We start from the raw sequence: 24,235 nt of genomic DNA, 5'->3' as shown, positions 1-24,235 counted from the left end.
GCTAGGGTTAATGGCATGACCGTTGTGATTAACCCTGACTTTAACCCAGTGCCGTCACTCGACCGACAGGTCTCGGTGTCAGTAAATGCTGACGTCGAGAACGCCGGCGCAGTAGCGCTTTTTGTATCTGCAGAGGGCGAACTGCCAGCAGAACTTGCAGCATCGTTTGACCGCGATTCGCTCGCAGCTGCGGGCTTCCTCGGCAAAGCTGGCCAGACGCTTGTGCTTCCAGGATCGCCCCTCCGCGTGCTCGTTGGCAGCGGCAAGGGCATCGGCACCGAAGCTCAGCTTCGTGACGCTGTTGCCGCGTTCACCCGTGCCGCCCGCGAAATCTCGACTCTCGCGGTTGACCTCAGCGCGCTCGTCGTCGGCGACGACGCTATCTCGGTGGAAGCAGCCGCGCAGGCCGCTACCGAGGGCGCACTGCTCGCCCGCTATCGTTTTGACGCGCTTAAGAGCGACCCAAAGACCGTGCAGCTTGAGCGCCTCACCCTGGTGCTTACTGATGAGGCAGCAGACCTCGCTGAAGCCGCTGAGGTCGGTGTTGAGCGTGGCCTGATTCTTGCCCGCACCGCTAGCCTCTCGCGTGACCTCGGCAACACTCCGCCACGCCACCTGAGCGCAGTGAAGTTCGCTGAGATCGCGCAGAAGTTTGGCCCACAGTTTGGCCTTGAGGTTGAGGTCTTCGACCGTCAGCAGCTGATCGCACTCGGTTGCGGTGGTCTGCTCGGCGTCAACGCTGGCAGCACCGAAGAGCCACGCATGATCAAGCTTCGCTACACCCCTGAGGGTGCAAGCGATGAGACCGCGCACCTCGCGCTCGTCGGCAAGGGCATCATGTACGACTCGGGCGGCATCAGCCTGAAGCCTTCGAACGCGATGCACGCCGCAATGAAGCTCGACATGATGGGCGCTGGCGCAGTGTTCTCGGCGATGACCTCGCTGCGCGAACTCGGCGCAACCAGCATCGTCACCGGCTGGCTCATGTGCACAGACAACATGCCGTCGGGTAGCGCGACGAAGCTCGGCGACGTGCTCACCATTCGCGGAGGCACCACCGTCGAGGTGAAGAACACCGACGCTGAAGGTCGCCTCGTGCTCGCCGACGGCCTCGTGCTCGCCACCGAAGAAGCACACCGCCCAGACGCAATCGTCGACATCGCCACCCTGACCGGCGCGGCAATGATGGCCCTCGGCACCCGCACCGCGGCGATGCTCGCAAATAACGACTCGATCGCTGAGCAGCTGCAGGCAGCCGCAGATAGCACCGACGAGAACACCTGGCGGATGCCGCTCGATCACCGCTACCGTGAGCAGCTGAAGAGCGACGTCGCAGACCTCTCAAACATTGGCGGCCAGTACGGCGGAGTGATCCTCGCTGCCCTCTTCTTGAACGAGTTCGTCGACGGTACCCCTTGGGGCCACCTGGACATCGCAGGCACCATGCAGGCAGAGGGTGACGACCTGTGGCGCTCAACCGGTTCAACCGGTTTTGGCGCCCGTCTGCTCGCAGAGTTCGCAACCGCGTTCGAAGCTCCCGAAAAGAACTAGTTCTCGGTAACTCAGAAAACGCGCATCCTTCGCCCAGATCGGGCAGGGGTGCGCGTTTTTTGGTTGCCACACCGTGTCCATTTTGCGAAGAGATGGCTGGTGGCGACGAGCCTGGGTGCCGATCCAGCGAGCCCATGATTTGATGGATGCATGTCTGCTTCGCATGATTCCCTGCTCACCGACCGCGACGAATACATCGAACGATTTACCGAGTTCGTTGCGGCATCGCCAACTTCGTATCACGCGGCCGCTGCCGTCGCTTCGGCGCTAGAAACAGCAGGATTCACTGAGGTCAGCGAGAGCGACGCCTGGCAACCACTCAGCTCGGGGGAGGGCGCTTTCACTCGTCGAGACGGCGCAATTATTGCTTGGCGCGCTGGATCGGACCTCACCGCGAGCAGCCCAGTGCGTGTGCTCGGGAGCCACACCGATTCGCCCGGGCTCATGCTCAAACCACACCCGGACTTCTCGGCGCGCGGGTGGGCGCAGCTCGGCGTTGAGGTGTACGGTGGACCGCTGCTGTCGACCTGGTTTGATCGCGACCTCGCCGTAGCTGGCCGCGTTGTGACCGCGGACGGTGCCGAGCACCTCGTGCAGACCGAGGCAATCGCTCGCGTTCCAATGCTCGCGATTCACCTTGATCGTGACTCTGGTGGTGCTCTTACGGTGGATCGCCAGCGCCACATGCAACCGGTAATCGGTATGGGCAGTGCGTCGATCGGCGAACTGCTCGCGGCCTCTGCGGGAATTCGCGTCGAAGACATTGTCGGCGCTGACGTGCGCCTCGCAGATACCCAACGCCCCGCGCGCATCGGCGTCTCACGTGAACTCTTCGCGTCGCCACGGCTCGACAACCTGAGCTCGGTGTTTGCCAGCCTCGTTGCCCTGACCGAAGGAAGTGTCGCAGACGGAGAAATCGCAATGCTTGCGGCATTCGATCACGAAGAACTCGGTTCAGAAACCCGTTCTGGTGCATCGGGCCCGCTGCTAGAAGACGTGATTGTGCGGTTGCGGGCAGGTCTTGGCGCAAATGCAGAGGAATCAGCTCGGGCAATGTCTGCCTCGTGGTGCCTCTCGGTTGATGCGGGGCACTCTGTGCACCCGAACTACGCAGAAAAGCACGACCCAAATGTGCAACCGCTCGCTGGCCACGGAGCCATGCTGAAAGTGAATGCGAACCAGCGCTACGCGACCGACGCGCACGGTGCGGCCATGTGGCAGCGAGCCTGCGATCAGGCCGGCGTGCAGACGCAGGTGTTCGTCTCGAATAACGGTGTGCCGTGCGGCTCGACCATCGGCCCGCTCACCGCGACCCGCCTAGGCATGCGCACGGTTGACGCCGGTGTGCCGCTGTTGTCGATGCACTCAGCGCGAGAACTTGCCCACGTCGACGACCTGCACGGTCTCGCCCGGATCACTGCGAGCTTCTTTGCTGGGGCATAAATCGCCGAAGAAACGCATTCGTTACGGTTTCCGATGCGATTCCCTGGTCGATTGGCTAGGATCGATGCATGAGTGAGGTGCAGCAGTCGGAAAACGTGACTCTATCGACGCGCGCAATGGTGCCCTCCATGCAGCGCGTTGGCGACCGCGAGATTGAGATTACGTTTCTAGGAAACAACTCAAAGGGCCAGCCAACCTGGGTGCTTTGGAACCCACGTGAGCCATATTTGATTGGCATGCTGATTCAGGGCAAGCTCGGCTTTCATTTCGAGCAGCGCACCGATCAGGGCATCATGCTGCACGAAAACATCTCGTTGCAGCGGGTGCAGCGCGCACTTGGCGGTTACTGAACAACCTCTTTGCAAAACCCCCGGCTCCGCTATTGCGAGCCGGGGGTTTTCGCGTTCATTGAGTTGCTTGTTGGGCTTGGCGAAACAAGTGAAACTCCTCTTTCGGTGCTTCACTAACATCGCGACACGCGGACTCGCGCTCGGCCCGCAAATTTTTTGACGCAATTTTTGCCCGAAAATGATGCCCGAGCAGGGCCGCATCGGCCCGCGACACGCTGAAAACAAGCGCGCGACGCGCCGATAGTGAAAGGAAATATTTGGCGGAATTATGCGGATCTTTCACGAAAAACGAACAACTGGTGTCTGCCGATTTGCGAAGCCCCCGTCTTTCCACGTAAGCTTAACTCTCGGTAGCCCAGTAGCGCGAAAGTGCTTCGGCCCCATCGTTTAGCGGCCTAGGACACCGCCCTTTCACGGCGGCAGCACGGGTTCGAATCCCGTTGGGGTCACTACGACAATTGAATAGAACATGGCCCTGTGGCGCAGTTGGTTAGCGCGCCGCCCTGTCACGGCGGAGGTCGCGGGTTCAAGTCCCGTCAGGGTCGCCAAGATGAAGATGCCCTTCCTAGGAAGGGTTTCTTCGTCTCAGGTGGCAAATACATGTTATTAGGCACCTGGCTCTGTAGCTCAGTTGGTAGAGCGTTCGACTGAAAATCGAAAGGTCACCGGATCGATGCCGGTCGGAGCCACGTAGCGGAGATTACACCGCTGCTGAACCCCCAAGAGGCTTCTACTCTTGGGGGTTCCTTTATTTGCGGATTGGTTGTTCCCAATTACTCGATAGTTCCGCATCAGATTTGCACTTTCTCGTGCACTGCAGCGCCAGCCATTTGCCTTGTCTCACAGGTACCCTTTAGAGATGCACCCGCAAACATATAACGATGCGCTCAAAGTGATTCTCGACGCACATTCGAGTGAAGTTGCGGCTCGGCTCGTGCGTTTCCGCGCTGCGGCAGAAGACGCCGGAACTGCGATCGACGGGATTATTCTTGACGTCTTCGTGGATCAGGATGGGGAGGGCCCGTTCGATGTCTGGGCGCGATTTAGTGGCCCGAGTGCCTTCAAACTTGACCGCCAATTCGATGATGATCGAAACCTTTTTGGCGTCGAATGGACTGAAGACGGCTGGGAGCCAAACGTGCCAGCGCGCCCACGTGGCTGGACGCGCGATGACCTTGAGAGTGCTTTGTTTGAGGCCGTCAGTGAGTGGCTTTCGCCGCTCATTCCGCTGGGGGATCCCGAAGATTTTTGGCGTATCGGAACGCCGTGGTCTGAATAGCAAGGCCGACTGTGTAGGCGAAGTGTCGCCGATACGAGTTCGCTCGTAGTCTTTACTCTTTCAAGCTAGCTTCAGGAACGAAAAGGGCTTCACTCGATGGGCGCAATGGACGAACTAATTAACCCGTCGGTTGTTGCGCAGCTACGGCGATCGCTCACGCTGGCTGATCCAAGCGTTGATCTTTCTTCGCTGCAAAGCGTGCAAGACGCGCTCGTAGGTGAACTCTCGCAGGCGCGCCTACGTGACCGCGTTGATACGGTCCGTGAGGCGCTTCTGAACGACTTGCCGAGCGACTTTGATGCCGCCAACGGGCTGGTGCGTGATGCGTGGGGCGATCCAGCGTTCACCGGGTGGATGCTTTGGCCGGTGACCGAATTTGTGACCGCCAGCGCCCTCGCTTCGGGGCTTGAAGAAGATTTTGATGCAGCGATGGAATCTCTCGCATTGCTTACGCAGAGGCACACGGGAGAGTTTGCGATCAGGGACATGATTCAGGCTCGCCCGGAACGCGCGCTTGAGCACGCCAACTCGTGGATGCGGCACGAAAATGAACACGTTCGCCGGCTGGCGAGTGAGGGCACACGAGCCTACTTGCCTTGGGCGAAACGAGTGCCCTGGCTACTGGAACAGCCGCGAGCTACCGTTGACATCTTGCTCGCCGGCCATCAGGACCAATCAGAGTATGTGCGGCGTTCGGTCGCAAATCACCTCAACGATCTGAGTCGTCTTTCACCAAGTGTCACGATCGAAGTTGCTGAGCATTGGGCGCAGCACCCCGGTGAACACACCGCATGGGTGCTCCGGCACGGGCTGCGTACGCTGAACAAACAGGGTGATCAGGCGGCGCTGAAACTGCTCGGCTTTTCAGGGGACGAGCTTGTGATCGAGGCCCCGCAGCTTTCGAGTCACATGATTCCGTGGCAGGGTGAGATTCTCTTTCAAGCGAGTGTGACGAACACTGGTGCTGAATCAGCGAATGTGGCGATCGATTACAACATCGGTTTTCAGCGGGCCAATGGCAGTATTAGTCAGAAAACGTTCAAACTCACAACGAAAACGTTGGCGCCGGGTGAGGCTGCTCACGTTGAAAAGAAGCACTCTTTTCGCCCCATCACCACCCGCCGCTATTATCCGGGTAAACACACCATCGCGATCCAGGCTAATGGGCGGGTATCTGACACGGTCAGCTTTGAAATGACAGCTGCGAACTGAGATGTGAGAGTTGGATGCTAGACGCTGGCACCGACTTTTTGTGTAGTGGTCTTGTCTACTGCAACCGTCTCAACCAGTGCCCGCGCGAGGGGGTGCCAGGGTCGTGAGCTCGGGCCGCTCAGCACGAGGCGTCGAGGCTGGCTCGGCGAGAGCGGCTTCATGGTGAGGGTGTCGGGCAGCATCGCGCGCCCGAGTGAGGGCACAATTGCTACGCCGAGTCCCTGCCCGACCATGTGAAAGAGTGTGCTGATTTCGCGTACTCGGTGCGAGTAGCGAAAGCTCAGTTGCTCTTCGGCGTACATGCGATTTACTTCTCCTTCGCAGCCGCCGGTTGAGACGATCAGGCCGTCTTCGAGCATTTCGGCGAGGGGGATCGCCTCGAGTTCTGCCAGTGGGTGGTCTTTGCGCAGCACCGCACAGAATTCGTCTGTTGCGATGAGTTTTCCGTCGGGTGAGGCGTTGCGGGGTTCGGTCAAGATGGCAGCGTCGACCACTCCCGCTTCGACCCATTCGAGCATTTCATCGTCGTCGCCTTCGTAGATCTGCACGGCAACGCCGGGCAGTCGTGCGGCCCAGTTTGCGAGCAGTTCGGGCACGAGACCTTGGTACACGGTTGGTACGGCCCCCAGGCGCACAACTCCGGTGAGCGCATCGTCTGGTCGTAGGGCGCTCTCCATTGCTTCGATTGACGCGAGGGCGGCTCTTGCGTGGGGCAGAATTTGCGACCCCACGTTGGTGAGAGATACCCCGCTACCTCGGCGTATTACTGGCCCGCCGACGACTCGTTCGAGGCCTGCGATTGCGTGCGAGATTGCTGATTGGCTCATCTGTAGCTGAGCTGCGGCTTCTGTGAATGAGCCGCGGTCGAGTACGGCGACGAATGCCCGCAATTGTGAGAGCGAAACGTCCATGAACAAACCTCATATCTACATGAGTGAATTTGATTATGCTCATGTCGTCGGTGTGTGTCACATTAGTGCCCATGAAGACAGCACACAAGCCATCAATCACCCTTTGGGCCTACATCGCGTTGTCCCTGGCGTGGGGCTCAAGCTTTCTCTTCATCAAGGTTGGTCTCGACGGATTATCACCAAACCAAGTGGTGCTGGGCCGTATCGTTCTTGGCGGCCTCACCCTTGCGGCAATTATGGTCGTGACCAAACGGCGTTGGCCTCGTGACCTGCGACTCTGGGGCCACCTCACCGTGGTTGGCCTGCTGTACTGCGTCATTCCGTTCACACTCTATGCCTGGGCAGAACAGTTCATTTCGAGCGGGCTCGCCAGCATCTACAACGCCACAACCCCAATCATGACTCTGCTGCTCACCCCGCTCGTGCTGAGTTCGCAGCGCCTTGGTCGTTTTCAGGTGGTGGGCCTCCTGATCGGAATTGTCGGGGTCACCGTGCTCGTAGCGCCGTGGCAATTCATCGGCAACCCGCAAGGCGGGCTCGCTGCGAACCTCGCTTGCCTTGCCGCACCGATTTGTTACGGTTTCGCTGGTCTCTACATGCGTCGTTTTGTGACGGGACTACCGTATGACACGGTGACGATCGCCGCCGTGCAACTGGCTACCGCCTCCGCGGTTGTGCTGCTGCTTTCACCGTTCACCGCCATGACTCCGGTGACACTCAGCCCGGTAATTGTGCTCTGCATGGTTGCACTCGGCGCCATCGGCACCGGCCTCGCCTACACCTGGAACACCCGAATTATTCGTGAGTGGGGGCCAGCCCGCGCCTCGACCGTGACCTACCTCACCCCGGTTATTGGCGTATTTCTCGGAGTACTGCTGCTCGGCGAAACTCTGCACTGGTACGAGCCGCTCGGCGGCGTCATCATTGTGCTCGGTATTCTCGCGAGTCAGCGAACACCAAAGGTCAGCTAGCGACCGTGTTGGGGCGTTGGATCAACCACCCGCCAACACCGTCGCAGTCAAAGTATTCACTAACCGAGTGGCAGTACTGCGCGAAGTACAAAACCGCCAGCGTGACTTGGGGCAGCCTCGACTGATCCGCCGAGTGCAGCAACTCGCTCGCGCACCCCAGCAAGGCCGAGGCCTGCGCCGGGTGCTGCGGGCTGTGTGCTTTGTGCATCGGCCGGGCCATTTTGTACTTCGACGGTCACCTCGGTGTCGGTTTCGTCAACTCGCACATTGATGTCGGCGCCGGGGGAGTGCCGCATGGCATTGCTCAGTGCCTCTTGCACGATGCGGTACACCGTAAGCCCGGTAGCAGCAGGCAGCGAGCTTGCATTAGCTGCGGCATCAGAAGCAGCGGTATCAGAATCAGAAGCGGTATCGCCGCCGACTGCGGGCAGATTCGCTACGCCGTTTTTGGTTACCGAAAGTGAAATGCTCGCTCCCGACTGGCGAGTCGCTGCAATCAAAGCAGGAATGTCTTGCGCTCCAGGCTGCGGGGCGAGCTGCAACTGGCGATCCTCGTCACTCGTTCGAAGCAGCGTGAGCAGGCTGCGCATCTCGGTGAGCGCTTGGCGCGATGAAGCGGCAATGGACTCAAACTCTTGCTCAGCATCTTCACCGACTTCTGGCAGCCGATATTTCGCTGTCGTGGCTTGAACGCTGATGACAGACATGCTGTGTGCAACGACGTCATGGAGCTCTTGGGCAATACGATTTCGCTCCGCCAGTTCACGGCTTTGCTCGCTCAACTCGGCGCTCGCTTGGCGCTCTGCCTGTAGCGCTCCGCGGCTTGACATAAGCTGCCGCACGATCGCGCTCAAGATGAGCACGCCAAGCGAGACCGAGCCCGAGACCGTGATGGTCACTTGATTCGTTGTGGTGATTCCAAAAGGAAGCGAAGCGAGTGACACAGCCGCCTGCGGTACCGCCCACGCCGCGATCGCCCAGGGCAAGCGGCAACGCAACGCCACCAGCATTGTGAATAGCGTCTGCGCAATGATCGTTGTCACCGGCCACGGCCAAGGCAACTCAGCAGCGCTGCCCGACGTCGCCAGCATCGTCGCCAAAGCCGAACCCGACTGCAACACGATCGCCACAATCGGCAGTCGCCCTGACAGCACGAGTGCTGCGCCGCTTGCCAACACAATCAGCATGGCCACCACGACTGGCACACCGTAGAGCGTTGCAAGGATCGGCCAGCCAACGGCGATCGAGACTATTGCGATCACCCAGGCCGTGATTCTGCCCCAGCCCTGACGTTGCTCGGCTTCGCCGAGCCCCGCTTTCGTCAGCGTGATTTCGAGCACCGCGAGTCCACGAAGCACCAGCGGCAGAGTGAGGATCAGCACACATCCAGCCGCGAGGTTTAGTACGGCTTCTACCCAGAATGGCTCGTGGTTCGTCGCCGAAAAAGACCCACCACTCAGCCACTGCGCGGTGAGGGCGCCAAGTGACAAATTATCTTTTGGTAAAAACCCGCCCCAGAGTGGGAATGTGATTTCGCCGACCGCGGCAAGGCCCCAACACAGGGCCACCGTGAAGTTAAAGGTGCGCAGCGGGAATGCTATCAACGTCTCAAAAGCAAGATCAAGCCATCGGCGACTCTCTTTAATGCGACTGAGAAATCCAGAAAGCCCAGGGTTGCGAACGGGATATAGTGCCGGTGCCAGATCGGCCCCCCATGCGCGAGCGCGTGAGCGCGATCGCTCAGCAAAATAGCTCGCGAGTTGAAGCGTGACCGGTAGGAGTGGCGCGCCAACCCAAATAACAATGGTGCCGATTGAAAGCGAAAACATCGGCACGAGTACCGCGAATGCCGCGAGCGAGAACGGAAACCCGACGAGTAGCAGCCGGTAGTCGCGGCCAATCGCGCGAAGGTCAAAAAGCTTCGAGCGCTGCGATCCTCGGGATATTTCATTCACCATTTCAGCTTCTCCTATTCTGTGGTGCTGCGCTACTTCGCACGCCGATGTTTACCGGTGCATCTCGCTGTGCGAGCCCCGGATGATGCTGTGCAATCAGGCCAATACCGAAGCAGGCGGTACTGCCGCAGACAAACAATCCAAATGCCGCGAGAGGCGTGAGCGCGCCGTATTCGCCCAGCAGCACCGCGCCGATAAGCACGGCAACCATCGGATCGAGCACAGTGAGGCTCGCCAGTACGGTCTCTGGCGGACCGCTTGCATACGCGGTCTGCACCAGCCACATACCCACAACTGCGGCCACAACCAGTACCGCTCCCAACTGCCAGAGCTGCGTGTCACTCGGTGAAGTCACCCCACCAAGTTCGCGCTGTGCCACCTCGCCGATGCGTTCGACGTGAAACGATCCAGCGCGAAAACCCTGCAGCCTCGCAAGCAACTCAACCGAAACGAGATGCGCTGCCGCAGCCACCGCGCCGAAAATCACCCCGGCAGCCGTGACCCTCGCGAGGTGCCCGCGGCAGCGATGCGCCACCAAAAGGCCGAGCAACACCAAACACAGCAGCAACCACGCAAGCATTGAGGCCGCCGCTGCATCGGGCCGCACACTTTGCACGTATCCTGCCGAAATCGCGACGAACCCGGCGATCGAGAACACTGAAAGCGCGATTCCGACAAGAAGACCGCGCCGAATCGGCACCCCGAGCGCGAACGCGCTGATCACCACCGCACTCACCAACGCGAGCGCGCCGACCGGCTGCACCACAGCAACCGGGGCAAGCCCAAGCGCGACAAGATTCAGTAGCGTTTGCAAGGCGAGGATCGCGAGACCAACGATCCACAGCGGCCTGGTGAAGGCACGGCTCACGCCCGACTTGCGAAGGCCGACATCAAGCTGCACGGCACGGTGCTGCAGATGCGTGCCGACCGAAAGGCCGACCGCGCCGATCGCGGCGAGAAGAATGGCAATAAGCAACATGTGCTTCACCGTACGGGCGAGGTCTTGCGGGCAACATCACCCCAGCGAGTGAAGTCGCGTGCTACTTCGGAGTGACCCCGCAAGATTGTGTGCTCGCTAGGATCAATGAGTATGGGGCAGAGCGACATACAAGCAGAGGCCATCCGAGTCGCGATCGTAGACGACCAGGCAATGGTGCGCCAAGGATTTGGTGCACTGCTTGATGCGCAAGAAGACATTGCCGTTGTTGGCAGTGCAGCTGACGGTAGCGAAGCGGTGCAACTGGTGCGCCGGACACAGCCAGACGTGGTGCTGATGGACATTCGTATGCCCCAAATGAATGGTTTGGACGCGACCAGAGCGATCCTCGACATGCCAGGGCTCTCACACCCCAGAATCATTATGCTGACCACTTTCGACGCCGACGAATACGTTTTTTCGGCGCTGCAAGCGGGAGCCAGCGGGTTCTTACTGAAAGACGCGACCGCCGAAGACCTGATTGCTGCCGTGCGAATTGTCGCTGACGGCGAAGCGCTTTTAGCGCCCTCGATCACCAGCAAGTTGATCGCCGATTACGCTGCAAGACCAGCCCCGCGAGATAACTCTGCGCTGCTTTCTCCGCTCACCGAACGCGAACTTGAAGTGATGAAGCTGATCGCTTCAGGCCAGTCGAACGCTGAAATTGCAGAGACCCTGTTTCTTTCGGAACAGACCGTCAAAACTCATGTCTCGCGAGTGCTCGGCAAACTCGCGCTGCGCGACCGCACTCAAATTGTGATTGCTGCCTATGAGTCTGGTCTTGTCAGCCCTGGGCGCTAGATCCCGGAGCTAGCCACCTCACTCGGGCTCTCGGGTCACTCGCGAGTATCGCCTAGATTCACTCGGTAGGGCGACGCGGCGACGGCAGCGGTATTCGTACGTTCTTCTTGTAGCCAATACAAGGAGAAGCGATGCCTGCAGTACTCACCCGCCCCGCGCCGGGCCGTGCCAGCGATCATACGTTGCGAAGTGAACATGCGACGCCCAAACGCGACGCCACCATTGATGCGGTGCGGGCCGCCTGCTTGCTCGCAGTCGTGTTGTTGCACTCGCTCATGGTTGGGGTGCAAGTTGGCCCCGGCGGCTCGCTGCACACAAGCGTCGCGCTTTCTGGTGAGTCGTGGTTTGCGCCAATCACTTGGATCTTGCAGATCATGCCTCTCTTTTTTATCGCCGGCGGTTTTGCCTCGCTCACGCAATGGCGCAGTATGCGCGCGAAGCACGCCAGCGCGGCTGACTATGTGCTGAGCCGAGTGCGCAGGCTCGCGGTGCCAGCAGCGATCATGATCTTTGCGGTGGGCGCGGTGCTGCTCGGAGCGGTAGCGCTCGGTGCTGATACCGCTTTGATCGCCGAAGCGAGCCTGCGAATCGGCCAGCCGCTCTGGTTTCTCGCCGTCTACCTCGGCGTAACCGCGCTCGTGCCAGCGATGGTGTGGCTGCATGAGCGGGTGCCAATGCTCACCATTGGTGCGCTCGGCGCTGGCGTGATCACGATGGATCTGCTGCACTCGCAGGCAGGTATTCCGGTTGGCTACCTGAATCTCATGCTCGTCTGGCCGCTCATGCAGCAGCTGGGTTTTGCGCTCGCAGACGGGGCCTGTGCGAACTGGTCGAAGCGTGCCCTCGTGTTTGGGGCGATGCTGCCGATCGCGGGGCTGCTCGGGCTGCTTGGTCTCGGCTGGTCGCCAGACATGATCGCCAATCTCAACCCGCCAACCATCGCGATTGCGTTGCTCGGCACCGCACAGTTCTTCTTGCTGCAATTGTTTCGGGGCGCGTTGGATCGCCTGACCGCTCAGCCACGAATTGCGCACGCGGCGCAGCGCGCCGGCTCGATCGCGATGACCGTCTACCTCTGGCATATGCCGCTGATCTTGGCGCTTGTTGCGGTGATGTGGTGGGCAGGTCTGCCCCTGCCCGAACCGCACTCACTGAGTTGGTGGGCAACTCGGTTGCCCTGGATCATTGTGATCGCGGAGTTGGTGTTCCCGTTTGCGAGCTGGTTTGTGAAGATCGAGCAGGTGGCCGTGCGAACCGTGGGCACGGGCCGAACGGTGTCGCGCGGATCACAGCGGCTTCGTGCCCTCGCTTCGGTGCCGTTTGCGGCGCTCGGGGTTGCCATTGCGCTGCTCGGAGGCATCGCGACCTCGGGGATGTGGCTTGCATCGCTTGCCTCACTCGGAATCGGTATCGCGTTCGCCGTGCCCGGTACGTTTGCAGCGCTCTGGGCTCGCGCTGCCGAGTTGCCCGCCCTCGACATTGGCGCGCTGCGCGATCTGCGCTTTATGCGGGGGATCGACCTCACGGTGCCACGGTGGGCTTTGAGCTCATAGCGACGTAGGGTCGAGGTAAGAAAGCGCACTGCGAAGCTGGGAGGAACAAATGGGGCATAGCAGCATGTTGAGTACTCGCGTATTCGATAGACAGGTATTCCAGCCGCGCTATCGGGTGTACATCTTTTCGGGCCCCGCGAGTGACACGGCCGCCTGGGAGCTCAAAGAAACCTCGGTTCAGGATGCAATCAAAACCGCCGAGAATCTCGCCGAGTGGAACGATGCTCTCTGGTCGCTCGCACTGATAGTGGAGGGAGCCGAACCTTCGCAGGAATGGTTGCACGGAATGGACTATTGCCAGCAGCCTGAAACAGCGGCGCAATGGAGCTGCCGCTACGAAATGCAATCGAAGTACCTGCGTGCGCGCACGGCGAAGGGGCTGCCGGGAGTGCTGCCAAACGGAAAACGTTCAATACGCATGTTTCCTGAGTGGTGCGTCGATTTCCCGCTCTGGGATACAACTGGAGAACACTATCCTTACCAGGCTGGGGAGCTGCAGCTGAGCGCTGCGCTCGAATCTGAACTCTCAGCCTGGGGGAGGGAGTGGGGCAGCTACCCGATAGAACAAGAATCTCGACCTGATGCTTGGTATGTGCAGGGGAATGTGTTGTACGAGCGGCTGAGTGAAGAACTGCGTGATGTCGCCGAAATCATTCCCCAATATGACTGGCGTCAATGAAACTCGTAGGTGATCCAGCGCGAAAGACTCTCTGGCCAGGCAGCAGCCTGGGGTTGCCGCTGCGTCACGCGCTTGCACCATAGCGGAAAACGCGAGAAAGTTGCGAGAGCAATTGTGCGATCAAAGGATGTGACATGGGTGAGCCGACCAAGGCCTGGCGAGTTGTCGTAGACCGCTTGCAACATGACTTGGTTACGGGAAAACTCGGCCCGGGAGACCACATTCTGCCGGAGCGAGCGCTCGCCGCAGAACTCGGGGTCAGCCGCTCGGCGATCAGAGAGGGTCTTCGGGTGCTCGAATTTCTTGGGCTGCTACGCACTGGAACCGGGTCCGGCCCAAATGCTGGCGCAATTATTACCTCCCGGCCCTCGGTCGCTATGGCGGCCATGATGCGTTTGCAGGTTGCGGCTCAGGGGTTTCGCGCATCAGAAACCGTTTCGGTTCGAGTCATGCTTGAGCAGGCGGTTGTGACCCAGCTTGCGGCAGACCCGAGCCCAGATCTCAGCAGGCCAGTCGAGCTGCTTGAAGCGATGGAGTTTGCCGGGCTTAGCCCGCAAGAGTTTTTGGTGCTGGACGCACAGTTCCACCTTGCGCTTGCCCAGGCTTCGGGAAACGAGGTGTTGCTTGCGATCATGACTGGGCTGCGCGAGTCGATCGAGTGGTACTTCCTTGAGGCCGCGCGCACTTTCCCGAAATGGGATGAGATGGTGGTGCGAGTGCGCGCTGAGCATCGCGAAATCATCAATGCGATTGTCGACGGAGACGCCGAGCGCGCCAAGCTGGCTGTGGCTCAGAACATTGAGCAGTTGTTGCCGTTTCTCGCAGACTAACGAGTTCGGCAGCACTGTTGGTTCGTGCGGCGAGAGCTTGGTTTGCTGGTTGAGCTTGCTACTTCGCTCGCCTATTCACTTGCCGGTTTTGTGGCGCGCAGCGTGTACGTGAGTGGTACCGAGTTCGGTGAATCAATGCGCACCCACTCGCCGTCTTCGCGCAGACGCATCTGATTAGGCAGTGCCTCCCACGGCACGCTTGGGTGCTCGACGAGAAAATCGATACGCAAGCCAGCCTCAATGAGTGCGGTGACGATCTCACCGAGCGATCTGTTCCACTCGTAGGTTCGTGTTGACCGGATGGCCTCAGCGGTTGGCACGTAGCTCTGATCGTCGTCCCATTCAGTTGGTGCTTCATGTTCAAAGTACGGAAAACGTGGTTGTAGGCGGTCTTCGACGCTTTCGTCGAGAGCCCAAAGGATCGGGTGGCCCTCGCGGATGAACAAAAAGCCTCCGGGCGCGAGCAGTGTTGCTACGGTTGTTGCCCAGTCGAGAATGTTTGGCAGCCAGCAGAGTGCGCCGATGCCGGTGTACACCAGGTCGAAACCGCCAGCAGGTAGCTTTTCTGTCGCTGACTGCACGTCTGACTGCACAAAGTCGACGTCGTCACCGGTGTCTTTGACAAGTTGACGTGCTTCTTCGATTGCTGTTTCTGAGAAATCGAGTCCGGTGACACGAGCGCCAAGTCGCGCGAGTGAGAGGGTGTCGGTGCCGATGTGGCACTGCAGGTGTATTGCGCGCAGGCCTTGGATTTCGCCAAGCAGTGGGCGGTCGAACTTCACCACATCAGAGAGTGCTTCGGGGTCGCGAATAAACTCTGCGACGCCGTAGCCGCTGCCGTCTCGTGCGGCGTGCAGCGATGCTCGCTCGTTCCAATTTGCTCGGTTTGCTTCGAAGTATTCAGTGCTGGTCATGATGAATCTTTGTGTCAGTGTTCGCGTCAATTTTGCGAAGTCTGCACCTACGGTATCGCAGCTGCTATCAGGGCAAAGCTGAAATTGCTTGCCTGATATGCGTGAGGGTTCACATCTGATCTGCGAGGCTGATTGGGAAGTAGCGGCACATCTCAGGCGAAATTCAGGTGAATTTAGGTTAACCTAATAAACATCTCATCAACTCAATTGTGTATCCGAGGTTTGTAATGCTTCTCCTGGCGCCACCGCTCCAGTCGCCTTCGCTGCCAAACCTCGACACCGATAACTCGCGTACGGTGCCCTCGTCGTTCCTCCTCACGACCCGCAAACACGAATCAACACGCGGCCAAACATGGGCACCGCACGCGCACCCAGAGCACGAACTACTGTGGTCTGAACGCGGCATCATCACCATGCGAGTGAACGGCAGGCGCTGGACGATCGCGCCCGGCACCGGACTGTGGCTCCCCGCAGGCACCGAACACTCCGGCTCAGCCCCAGACGGCGCAATCATTCGAACCACCTACTTCGCGCCCGAATCACTCACCAAGGCCTGGCACCAGCCAACCGGTCTCAGCCTGCATCCCGCAGTACGAGAACTTCTGGTGCACGTTGGCAAAGCCCCGATGACGGTGGATCAACGTCTCCGTGCCCAACAGGTGTGCATCGATATGCTCCTCTTGACCAGTCCAGTGCAGCTCGACGTTCCCGTGCCGGGAGACCCTCGCCTCGCCGAACTCGTTGAAGCAGTGCTTGACGACCCCGCCGATGATCGCTCACTCGAACAATGGGCCGCGAAACTTAATGTTTCTTCGCGAACTCTGACCCGTGCCTTCGACTCTGAAATTGCTATGAGCTTCGCACGCTGGCGCAGAATGGTGCGAATGCGAGCGGCGATCGCACAGCTCGCAGACGGCAACAGCGTGAAAGTAGTGGCAAGACGCGTCGGGTATAGCTCGACCAGCGCATTTGTTGCCGCTTTTCACAAGACAGCGGGATGCACACCCGGCGACCTTGCCGAACAACTGTGATGGTGTTTGGAGGCGAGCGATCCAGCGAATGCCGATCTGTCTGGAACGAGATACAGGGTGTCCGCCGATCTGCATTCGACGCTCATAACCTCGGTACAGGCTCCCCGCGTTCGAGGGCAGCCAACGCCAGAGAACGAGTCGGAGCATGATCCCCACTACCTCAACCGAGGCCGAGACGCACTCGTCTCGAAGCCCCGGGAAACCCCCGAAAAGTACTACCGGGCTCGCTGCAAACAACGCGAGCAAAACGGTGGTGCTTCTTGTATGCGTGGTGGCACTTGTCGTCACGATGCTGCTCAGCATCGCGATCGGCTCGCGCAATATCGATCTCGCCGTCGTGTGGCAAGCCGTGATTTCGCCGCAAGACCTCGACGAACACTTCGTCATTTGGGATCTGCGAATTCCACGAACCGTGGTCGCCGTCACCGTTGGTGCAGCGCTCGGTATCGCAGGCGCACTGATTCAGGCCCTGACCCGAAACCCGCTCGCAGACCCCGGCATCCTCGGGGTGAGCTCAGGAGCCTCATTCGCTGTCGCCATCGGAGTCGGCGTGTTCGGTGTGCAATCAATGACCGGTGAAGTCTGGTTCGCCTTTGCTGGCGCACTACTCGCCACGCTCGCCGTTTATGCGATCGGTTCGGTTGGCCGTGGCGGGGGAGACCCACTTCGTATGGTGCTCGCCGGCGTCGCCCTCGGTGCGGTACTCAGCGGGCTTACCGGCGCGATGACTCTGCTGAACCCTCAAGCCTTCGACAAGATGCGTGGTTGGGGAGCGGGTTCGGTCGTCGGTCGAAGCCTTGACGTGGTGCTGCCTGTGTTGCCATTCTTTGTGATCGGATTTGTGATTGCGATGCTGGTGGCGAGGCCTCTGAACGCTGTTGCCCTTGGTGAAGACCTCGCTCGGGCGCTTGGCGCACAGGTCATGCGGACCCGAGTGCTCACCATTATCGCGGTCACCCTTTTGGCCGGCGGGGCGACCGCAATCGCCGGGCCAATCGGTTTTGTTGGCCTCATGGTGCCGCACGTCGCGCGCTGGATCGTCGGCCCAGATCAGCGCTGGATCTTCGCCTATACGATCGTGCTTGCGCCAATCCTGCTGCTCACTGCCGACATCTTCGGTCGAGTGCTAATGCGGCCAGCCGAGATCCCGGTCGGCATCGTCACCGCCTTTGTGGGAGCTCCGGTACTGATCGCGCTGATCCGCCGCAAGAAAGCGAGCGGACTGTGAGCGATTACTCTTCTTCTCTTCGAAACGTTGCTCAGCGCGACAGTATGGATGTCGGCCGAAGCGTGCGTCGTGTTCGCATTTTCGGGGCCTGGTTCAGACTCGATCTTCGCGAGTGCATTGTCGCATTAGTGCTGCTAGTTCTCTGCCTCGTAGTTGGTATTGCGGGCCTGGTGAACGGCGAATACCCACTCACTTTGACTCAGGTCTGGAACGCCATCACGAGCGGAACCGAAGATTTCACGCACACCGTGGTTGTTGAGTGGCGTGCACCTCGCGTGCTTGCCTCGATCGTGTTTGGCGCGGCCCTCGGTGTGAGCGGTGCGATTTTCCAATCGCTCACCAGAAACCCGCTGGCAAGTCCAGACATTGTAGGTTTCTCGGCTGGCGCCTATACCGGTGCATTGATCGTGATTATCGTGCTGAACGGTGTGTACCTTCAGGTCGCAGCGGGCGCACTGATCGGTGGGGTGGTCACCGCGGGCCTGGTCTATCTGCTCGCCTTCAAACGCGGGGTGCAGGGCTTCCGACTGATCATTGTCGGAATCGCGGTTTCAGCGATGCTGAGTTCGGTGAACACCTATCTGATGCTTACGGCAAATCTTGATACCGCGCTCATTGCAGCGGTTTGGGGCGCTGGATCACTCAACGGCATTACTTGGCAGCAGGCAGGCATGGGTGCGCTGCTTGTGATCGTGCTGCTCCTGGCCAGCACGCTACTTTCTGGCCCGTTGAAGCAACTCGAACTCGGCGATGATGCGGCTAAGGCCCTCGGTGTGCGGGTGGAGAGTTCAAGGCTTGTGCTTATTCTGCTCTCGGTCGCGCTGATTGCAGTGGTGACCGCTGCCGCCGGACCAATCTCGTTTGTCGCACTCGCCGCCCCGCAACTGGCTAGGCGTCTCACTAGAAGCGCTGGTGTTACTTTGCCGGCCTCAGCTCTGATGGGGGCTGCAGTGCTTGCTGCCTCAGACTTTGTGGCGCTGCACGCGCTGCCTGCAATGCTTCCGGTCGGCACGGTGACTGTGGTCATTGGTGGCGGATATCTTGTTTGGCTGCTCATTCATGAAGCAAGGAGAACTCAATGAATTCATCACCCCTGGTGGCCGAGAAATCTCGGCTCAGCGTTCAAGACGCAACCATCGGTTACGACAAACGAATCATCTCGGAAGATCTTTCCGTATCGATTCCGGACCGTTCGTTCACCGTAATCGTGGGCCCGAATGCCTGCGGTAAGTCGACGCTTTTGCGCACGCTCTCACGGTTGTTGCGGCCGCACGAGGGCGCTGTTTTGCTTGATGGCAAGAGCATCATGAGCTACCGTGCCAAAGATGTTGCGCGAAAGCTCGGTCTGCTGCCGCAGACTTCAATTGCGCCCGACGGTATCACCGTTGCCGATCTGGTTGCCAGGGGTCGCTACCCGCACCAGGGTTTTGTGCGGCAGTGGACCGACGCCGATGAGGCGGCCGTGGTCAGCGCGATGGATGCGACCGGGGTTACCGAGCTTTCGGCGCGGCTGGTCGATGAACTCTCTGGTGGTCAGCGCCAGCGAGTCTGGGTAGCGATGGTGCTTGCCCAGGAGACGCCGTTGCTGCTGCTCGATGAGCCGACCACCTTCCTTGATATTGCGCACCAGATCGAGTTGCTTGAGCTCTTCACCGATTTGCATCTGGCAGGGAACACCATGGTCGCTGTGTTGCATGATCTGAACCAGGCCGCACGCTACGGAACTCACCTGATTGCCATGCGTGACGGGGCTATTGTTGCCGAGGGTCCACCTGCCGAGGTGGTGACTGAGAAGCTGGTCGAAGAGGTGTTCGGTCTGCCTTGTCGAGTGGTCGAAGATCCTGTTAGTGGTACTCCGATGGTCGTGCCGATTGGGCGCGACCGGGGCAGTCGTGCGGGGGATCCGCTCGTAAGCGATTCGGTCCTGTCTTAATCGCGACGCGCCTCGTCTGCCACGCGTCGAGTGCCGCGAATAGCTTGAAATGTGGGGCCGAAATGCCCGCTTATTCACGCACATCTGTGCGTACTCGCACACAAGGAAACCATGTCTCTCACTCATGCTCACACCGGCACCTTCTGGCGCCGTTCAATGCTCACTGTCACTGCCGGCGTCGCCGCACTCGCGCTGCTTACGGGTTGCGCTGCGGGCGGCTCAGCCGATGAATCTACCGCAACCGGCGGAGAAACGATTGATTTCTCGTACGAAGGTTATGAAGCAACGTTGCCGGCTGAGCCCGAGCGCGTGGTTGTGCTTGACAGCCGAGCTGGCCTTGAAATGGCGCTGCTTGCCGACTACCCGATTGTCGCAACTGCTTACGGCGTCGATAGCCCGCTCTCGCCCCTCGTTTCTGCTGATTCAGCGCACCTGAAGAACACTGCGTTTGATCTGAACCGCGAAGAAATCGCTTCGTACAATCCGGACCTGATTGTGGTCGGTATCGGTTGGTACAACTACTACAAGGATGAGGGCTTTGGCCTCGATGAAATCGCGCCAGTGCTCGCGGTGAATGACGGTATTGATGTTGAGGGCGCGTCGGCTGATGATCCTTTCGTCTCGATGACCGATCAGCTCACCCTGCTTGACCGTGCAGACAAGGCTGAGGACGCTATTGCCGGGTACGAGAAGGCCGTTGAAGATGCCAAGAAGAAAATCGGTGCCTACACCGATGGCAAGACTGCGTCAGTGATCCATGCTCCTGTCGATAACTTCACCGTGATCACCGAAGATTCGATCTACCGTGTGGTGCTGCCAGCGCTGGGTTTCACAATTCTTGAGAACGAAGAAATCAGTTCTGCTCCGCGTAACCAGCAGAACCACGGCCACATGCTTAGCTACGAGAGCGCGGTGAGTGCTCTTGGCGACGCTGATGTGTTGTTTGTGTACAAGGCTGAGCGTGATGCCGATCTTGATCCGCTGCTTGCCCGAGTGCCTGCGGTTGCTGCTGGTCACTGGATCGACGGCAATCTTGCCGAGCGTTTCGGCTTCGCCCTGACGTACACGAGCTTCGTGAATGGCATTGTCGATTCGGTTTCGAGCTTCGACAACTTCTAATCTCCGCGCTCTCTGAGCGTTCATCTGCCGCGAAACCGCGTTGCCCAGTTGCCGGGTGGCGCGGTTTTGTGTTTCACCGTTCAGGGCTATGGGGCTTAGAGGGATTCTGCGCGGAATGTGATATTTCACGCAATTGATCGCAAACTATTGACCCGCGTTGATCCCGCTGCATAGTCTGAGCTTGAATGCCCACGGTGATGAGGAGATCTCTTGCGCGCTCGAATGACGAAACTGGCCGGTACTTCTGTCGCGGTCGGTGCCCTGGTACTTGGTGTAGCTGTGGCGCCAGCCTCGGCGGTAGTGAGCGATGGCAACGTGCCACTCGTAGAAACCGTAGAAGGGCTTCAGTACCCATCAGCGATCGTTATCTCCGCCGACGCGACGACGATGTTCGTGCTCGGCACCTCAGGTGGTTCGAGCGCGACGATCGACCTTGCCACTCGCGAAATTACAGCTCAGAGTGCCCCCGTAGCAGACCATATTCCATACAATGTGTTGCGACCCACAGTTGCGGTAGGCAAGATGTTCGCCGTTGCTGGCAGCGGCGGATACTCGCTATTCGAGCTCGGCACCGACCAGGTAGCGACTTTTGAAGATGATTCAAGTAGTTGGCCATACCTCGGACACCTGGTTGCCGACAGCAACGGCGAGGTCAAAGCGATCTCTGAAGACGGCGAATTCTGGACCTTTGACGGGGCTACCCCAACAAAACAGTCTGAAATCCGCCCCGAGGAAAGCTCAAGCTGGGGTGCACGCGGAGTCACCGCAGACGGAATGCTTTACTTTGAAAGCTACGTAGTGCCGAGCGATCCATACAATCCGACCACCGTCATCGTGAACATGCAAGACGGCCAACCACTTGGCACGATCCAGGGCAGCGAAGATAACTCCTTCGAGCCCGTAGCTTTCGATTCTTCTGGAACGTCACTGTGGGGACGCTATTCTGACGACTATGAAACGCTTGTAAACGTGAACTGGGCTTCCGGAGCAAGCGATTTCCCTGCGGCACTCGGCGTAGAAGCCTATTCAGAGGACACCTATATCAACGGTGACAAGAATTGGTATGTTTCGGGCAGTAGCCCGATGGTTGGCGGAACCCTCTCAGACGCATCGCTCCGTGGAGCGAGAGCGGGCGGATTCAAAGTAGTGACACCGTACCTCTTGCCGAGCGACGGTGGTCTTGTGTTCTTCGACGCGGAAATTCAGCGAGTCAGTTTCGTCAACACTCCAAAGATCGACGCACCGGAATCGGTTAGCCGAGTCAAAGTCGGCGATAGCGTGAGTTTCACCGCTGCTGCCGAAGGGCTTGCGATGGCTGACCCGACAGACTTCGATCCCTTCGGCCGATCGTTCAATCCTGATCGACTCTTCGGCTCAATCTGGCAGTCGTCGGCTGACGGTACCAACTGGACCGACATTGCAGGCGCAGACGGTCCGACCCTGACGCTCACCGCGAGTGAAGAGAATGCTCAGCTTGAATATCGTCGCCACTTCCTTGATGCGTTTTGGGGCGAGCAGAACTCGTCAAGTGCACGGATGAGCCTTCTGCAGGGGCCGAAGATTACCCGTGCCGATGACCTGCCAAACGGAATCGCGGGGCAAAATTATGAGCCAGAACTTATTACCGCGACCGGGCAATCTGAATTGTCCTGGGAGAGCGCAGATATCCCTGCAGGCCTTCAGATCAACGCAAGCAGCGGTTGGATCACTGGCACTGTGTCAAAAGCAGGTGACTACGAGTTCACGGTGACTGTGACCGACGAAGAGGGCCTAAGCGATTCGAAGCTTTTCCATTTGAAGGTTACTGACTCCTCGGTTGTGCCTCCGGTCACACCGCCAACCACGACTCCGCTGCCGAACACCGGTGGGAATGAGTGGGGTCCGGCAGCGGGTATCGCAGCAGCTCTGCTCGCGCTAGGTGCAGCTGGCCTGCTGGTCAGCAGGCGGCGACAGCTGACTCGCTAGTTATCTCCTTCGCCGCTGGATCACTCGTACACCGATGAGTGATCCAGCGGCGAGAAGCACAGCCGCAGTGCACATTGCGGCTCCGTATACCGGTGCGTTGCTGCCGGTCATCAGCGCAGTCACCATTCCCGTGGCACCCATCGCGGCCACACCAATGGCGCCGCCTATCTCGGAGGCCGCATTGAGCAGCGCTCCCGCGATGCCGGTGTGTTCGTCAGCAAGATGAGCCATCGCCAACTGGGTGCCGGCAACAAACGCTGGAGCGATGGCGAAGCTGAGCAGCACGAGCGCGGGAAGCGTCACAGCGGTGTAGGGAGCGATCCCCGAGAAGGCGAGCGGTAGCACGCCGATCGCTGAGAGGCCGAGGCCCGTAACCGCTACTTTCTGCGCGGTAAATCTTGCGATGAGTCGGGGCGCGAATTGTGCGCCAAGTACCATTCCCAGCGGGTAAGGCAAGGTGGCGAGCCCGGCTTCGAGGGGTGTCATGCCGTACTGCTGCATCTGCTGACTCAGCACCACAAACACTCCGGTAAGTCCGAGTGCGCCACTGCCGACGGTAATCAAGCCGAGGCAGCGCAGCGGCGAGTCAAATATGCCCTGAGGAACGAGGGGCTCGTGAGCGCGTCGTTCAAGCGCATACAGTGCAAGGCAGCTGAGTAGGCCCACGGAAAGCGCGAGTGTTATTTCGGACACGCCTGAAACCCCGACCCTGGTGATCGCGAACAGCAATGCGCCAAGCGCAACAATCACCAACAATACGCTGAACGGTCGTATGCTCTGATGCTGCCGTTTTTTCGATTGCGGCAACGCGAGAGCAGCACCGATTACGGCGACAAGCGCGATTGGGGCAGAGACGAACATCACCCAGCGCCACGAGAGCGCGTTGGTCAGGGCTCCGCCAACAATCAGTCCGACGCCCCCACCGGCCCCGGTCACCGCGCCGTACACGCCAAAAGCCTTTGCGCGCTGCATCGGCTCCGCAAACACCGTTGAGATGAGGGCTACAGCGGCGGGCGACACAAAGGCCGCGGCAGCTCCCTGCAGGCCTCGCCAAAAGAGAAAGAACCCTGAACTGTCTGCAAAGCCTGCGCCAATGGCAGCTACTGCAGTAATGATGAGACCGGTGATGAGTACCCGTCTATGCCCGAGCGCATCTGCCACTTTGCCGCCGAGGAGCAGCAGAGATCCGAAGGCTAGGAGGTAAATCGTGACGATCCAGGATTCGTTTTGGGGTGCGAAGGCAAGCTCGGTGGCAAGGCTTGGCAGTGCGATGTTGATCATCGCGTTGTTCATGATCACAAGAAATTGAGCAAGACCGATTGCAGCTATCGGTGCCCAGAAACGACGAATGGGCAGGCTTGCGCCTGCGTCCGAGTATGCGGACATAAAAAGAGACCTCAAATGCTGAGCGGGCAACGCCCAGCTGATTTCACAGCGGGCGGCCAGCAAGAACTAGAAAAGCATGCTCGCAGTGATGCGAGCCCAACTAGGCTCTTGAGATCCAGACGAGGCCGTGCGGTCTGCGGTCGCGGCA

General features: G+C 59.5%; 21 protein-coding genes and 3 tRNA genes. 19 read left to right on the top strand and 5 right to left on the bottom strand.

What is annotated here, in order from left to right:
- Window positions 1-15 precede the first annotated feature (15 nt).
- The 8 genes from QBL02_RS02470 to QBL02_RS02435 all read left to right on the top strand — a co-directional run bounded on the left by QBL02_RS02470 (window position 16) and on the right by QBL02_RS02435 (window position 5,835).
- Window positions 16-1,551 (top strand): leucyl aminopeptidase, encoded by a 1,536-nt coding sequence (locus QBL02_RS02470; protein WP_282724765.1) that lies wholly within the window; start codon window positions 16-18, stop codon window positions 1,549-1,551.
- A 150-nt stretch (window positions 1,552-1,701) separates the two neighbouring features.
- Window positions 1,702-2,994, top strand: a complete 1,293-nt coding sequence (locus QBL02_RS02465) for a M18 family aminopeptidase (RefSeq protein ID WP_282724764.1) — start codon at window positions 1,702-1,704, stop codon at window positions 2,992-2,994.
- Window positions 2,995-3,062: 68 nt separating this feature from the next.
- The gene (locus tag QBL02_RS02460; protein ID WP_282724763.1) at window positions 3,063-3,344 is read left to right on the top strand and encodes a hypothetical protein; all 282 of its coding nucleotides are present in this window, start codon (window positions 3,063-3,065) and stop codon (window positions 3,342-3,344) included.
- A 376-nt stretch (window positions 3,345-3,720) separates the two neighbouring features.
- Window positions 3,721-3,793 (top strand) — tRNA-Glu (locus tag QBL02_RS02455).
- A 22-nt stretch (window positions 3,794-3,815) separates the two neighbouring features.
- Window positions 3,816-3,892 (top strand) — tRNA-Asp (locus tag QBL02_RS02450).
- Window positions 3,893-3,960: 68 nt separating this feature from the next.
- Window positions 3,961-4,033, top strand: a tRNA-Phe gene (locus QBL02_RS02445).
- Window positions 4,034-4,203: 170 nt separating this feature from the next.
- The gene (locus tag QBL02_RS02440; RefSeq protein ID WP_282724762.1) at window positions 4,204-4,623 is read left to right on the top strand and encodes a DUF6389 family protein; all 420 of its coding nucleotides are present in this window, start codon (window positions 4,204-4,206) and stop codon (window positions 4,621-4,623) included.
- A gap of 105 nt (window positions 4,624-4,728) precedes the next feature.
- Complete coding sequence (locus QBL02_RS02435; RefSeq protein WP_282724761.1) at window positions 4,729-5,835, top strand: hypothetical protein; 1,107 nt, start codon at window positions 4,729-4,731, stop codon at window positions 5,833-5,835.
- A 17-nt stretch (window positions 5,836-5,852) separates the two neighbouring features.
- Here the strand turns inward: QBL02_RS02435 and QBL02_RS02430 are convergent, their stop codons facing one another.
- A complete protein-coding gene (locus QBL02_RS02430; protein ID WP_282724760.1) occupies window positions 5,853-6,746 on the bottom strand; it encodes a LysR family transcriptional regulator in 894 nt (297 codons plus the stop codon).
- 71 nt (window positions 6,747-6,817) lie between these two features.
- Between QBL02_RS02430 and QBL02_RS02425 the strand changes: the two genes are divergently transcribed.
- Entirely contained in the window at window positions 6,818-7,717 is a 900-nt protein-coding gene (locus QBL02_RS02425; RefSeq protein WP_282724759.1) for an EamA family transporter, read from the top strand.
- 59 nt (window positions 7,718-7,776) lie between these two features.
- On the opposite strand, the gene QBL02_RS02420 is transcribed toward QBL02_RS02425, so the two are convergent.
- On the bottom strand, window positions 7,777-9,675 hold the full coding sequence (locus QBL02_RS02420) for a sensor histidine kinase (protein ID WP_282724758.1): 1,899 nt from the start codon (window positions 9,673-9,675) through the stop codon (window positions 7,777-7,779).
- Between the two features lies 1 nt (window position 9,676).
- Window positions 9,677-10,651, bottom strand: a complete 975-nt coding sequence (locus QBL02_RS02415) for a hypothetical protein (RefSeq protein ID WP_282724757.1) — start codon at window positions 10,649-10,651, stop codon at window positions 9,677-9,679.
- Between the two features lie 111 nt (window positions 10,652-10,762).
- On the opposite strand from QBL02_RS02415, the gene QBL02_RS02410 reads away from it, so the two are divergent.
- The 4 genes from QBL02_RS02410 to QBL02_RS02395 all read left to right on the top strand — a co-directional run bounded on the left by QBL02_RS02410 (window position 10,763) and on the right by QBL02_RS02395 (window position 14,511).
- Window positions 10,763-11,449 carry a response regulator transcription factor gene (locus QBL02_RS02410; RefSeq protein ID WP_282725268.1) on the top strand — a complete coding sequence of 229 codons (687 nt, stop codon included), beginning with the start codon at window positions 10,763-10,765 and terminating at the stop codon, window positions 11,447-11,449.
- A 131-nt stretch (window positions 11,450-11,580) separates the two neighbouring features.
- Window positions 11,581-13,002 (top strand): acyltransferase, encoded by a 1,422-nt coding sequence (locus QBL02_RS02405; RefSeq protein WP_282724756.1) that lies wholly within the window; start codon window positions 11,581-11,583, stop codon window positions 13,000-13,002.
- Between the two features lie 49 nt (window positions 13,003-13,051).
- On the top strand, window positions 13,052-13,681 hold the full coding sequence (locus QBL02_RS02400) for a hypothetical protein (protein ID WP_282724755.1): 630 nt from the start codon (window positions 13,052-13,054) through the stop codon (window positions 13,679-13,681).
- Between the two features lie 134 nt (window positions 13,682-13,815).
- Window positions 13,816-14,511, top strand: coding sequence for an FCD domain-containing protein (locus QBL02_RS02395; protein ID WP_282724754.1), 696 nt, complete (start codon window positions 13,816-13,818; stop codon window positions 14,509-14,511).
- A gap of 71 nt (window positions 14,512-14,582) precedes the next feature.
- Here the strand turns inward: QBL02_RS02395 and QBL02_RS02390 are convergent, their stop codons facing one another.
- Complete coding sequence (locus QBL02_RS02390) at window positions 14,583-15,425, bottom strand: class I SAM-dependent methyltransferase (RefSeq protein ID WP_282724753.1); 843 nt, start codon at window positions 15,423-15,425, stop codon at window positions 14,583-14,585.
- Window positions 15,426-15,652: 227 nt separating this feature from the next.
- On the opposite strand from QBL02_RS02390, the gene QBL02_RS02385 reads away from it, so the two are divergent.
- The 6 genes from QBL02_RS02385 (at window position 15,653) to QBL02_RS02360 (ending at window position 22,701) form a co-directional block, all read left to right on the top strand.
- Window positions 15,653-16,456, top strand: a complete 804-nt coding sequence (locus tag QBL02_RS02385; protein ID WP_282724752.1) for an AraC family transcriptional regulator — start codon at window positions 15,653-15,655, stop codon at window positions 16,454-16,456.
- Between the two features lie 145 nt (window positions 16,457-16,601).
- Window positions 16,602-17,684, top strand: a complete 1,083-nt coding sequence (locus QBL02_RS02380) for an iron chelate uptake ABC transporter family permease subunit (RefSeq protein WP_282724751.1) — start codon at window positions 16,602-16,604, stop codon at window positions 17,682-17,684.
- Window positions 17,681-18,766: an iron chelate uptake ABC transporter family permease subunit gene (locus QBL02_RS02375; RefSeq protein WP_282724750.1), complete on the top strand. Its 1,086-nt coding sequence runs from the start codon at window positions 17,681-17,683 to the stop codon at window positions 18,764-18,766. Before QBL02_RS02380 ends, QBL02_RS02375 begins: the two co-directional genes overlap by 4 nt.
- Window positions 18,763-19,617 (top strand): ABC transporter ATP-binding protein, encoded by an 855-nt coding sequence (locus tag QBL02_RS02370; RefSeq protein ID WP_282724749.1) that lies wholly within the window; start codon window positions 18,763-18,765, stop codon window positions 19,615-19,617. The genes QBL02_RS02375 and QBL02_RS02370 overlap by 4 nt, the downstream gene beginning before the upstream one ends.
- 111 nt (window positions 19,618-19,728) lie before the next feature.
- Entirely contained in the window at window positions 19,729-20,736 is a 1,008-nt protein-coding gene (locus tag QBL02_RS02365) for an ABC transporter substrate-binding protein (protein WP_282724748.1), read from the top strand.
- Window positions 20,737-20,946: 210 nt separating this feature from the next.
- Window positions 20,947-22,701 carry an Ig domain-containing protein gene (locus tag QBL02_RS02360; RefSeq protein ID WP_282724747.1) on the top strand — a complete coding sequence of 585 codons (1,755 nt, stop codon included), beginning with the start codon at window positions 20,947-20,949 and terminating at the stop codon, window positions 22,699-22,701.
- Here the strand turns inward: QBL02_RS02360 and QBL02_RS02355 are convergent, their stop codons facing one another.
- Window positions 22,702-24,087, bottom strand: a complete 1,386-nt coding sequence (locus tag QBL02_RS02355; RefSeq protein WP_282724746.1) for an MFS transporter — start codon at window positions 24,085-24,087, stop codon at window positions 22,702-22,704.
- Window positions 24,088-24,235 lie beyond the last annotated feature (148 nt).

It is taken from the genome of Leucobacter sp. UT-8R-CII-1-4, assembly GCF_030010235.1.
In the GTDB taxonomy this organism is placed as follows: Bacteria; Actinomycetota; Actinomycetes; order Actinomycetales; family Microbacteriaceae; genus Leucobacter.
This window is presented reverse-complemented; position numbering and strand designations above follow the sequence as displayed.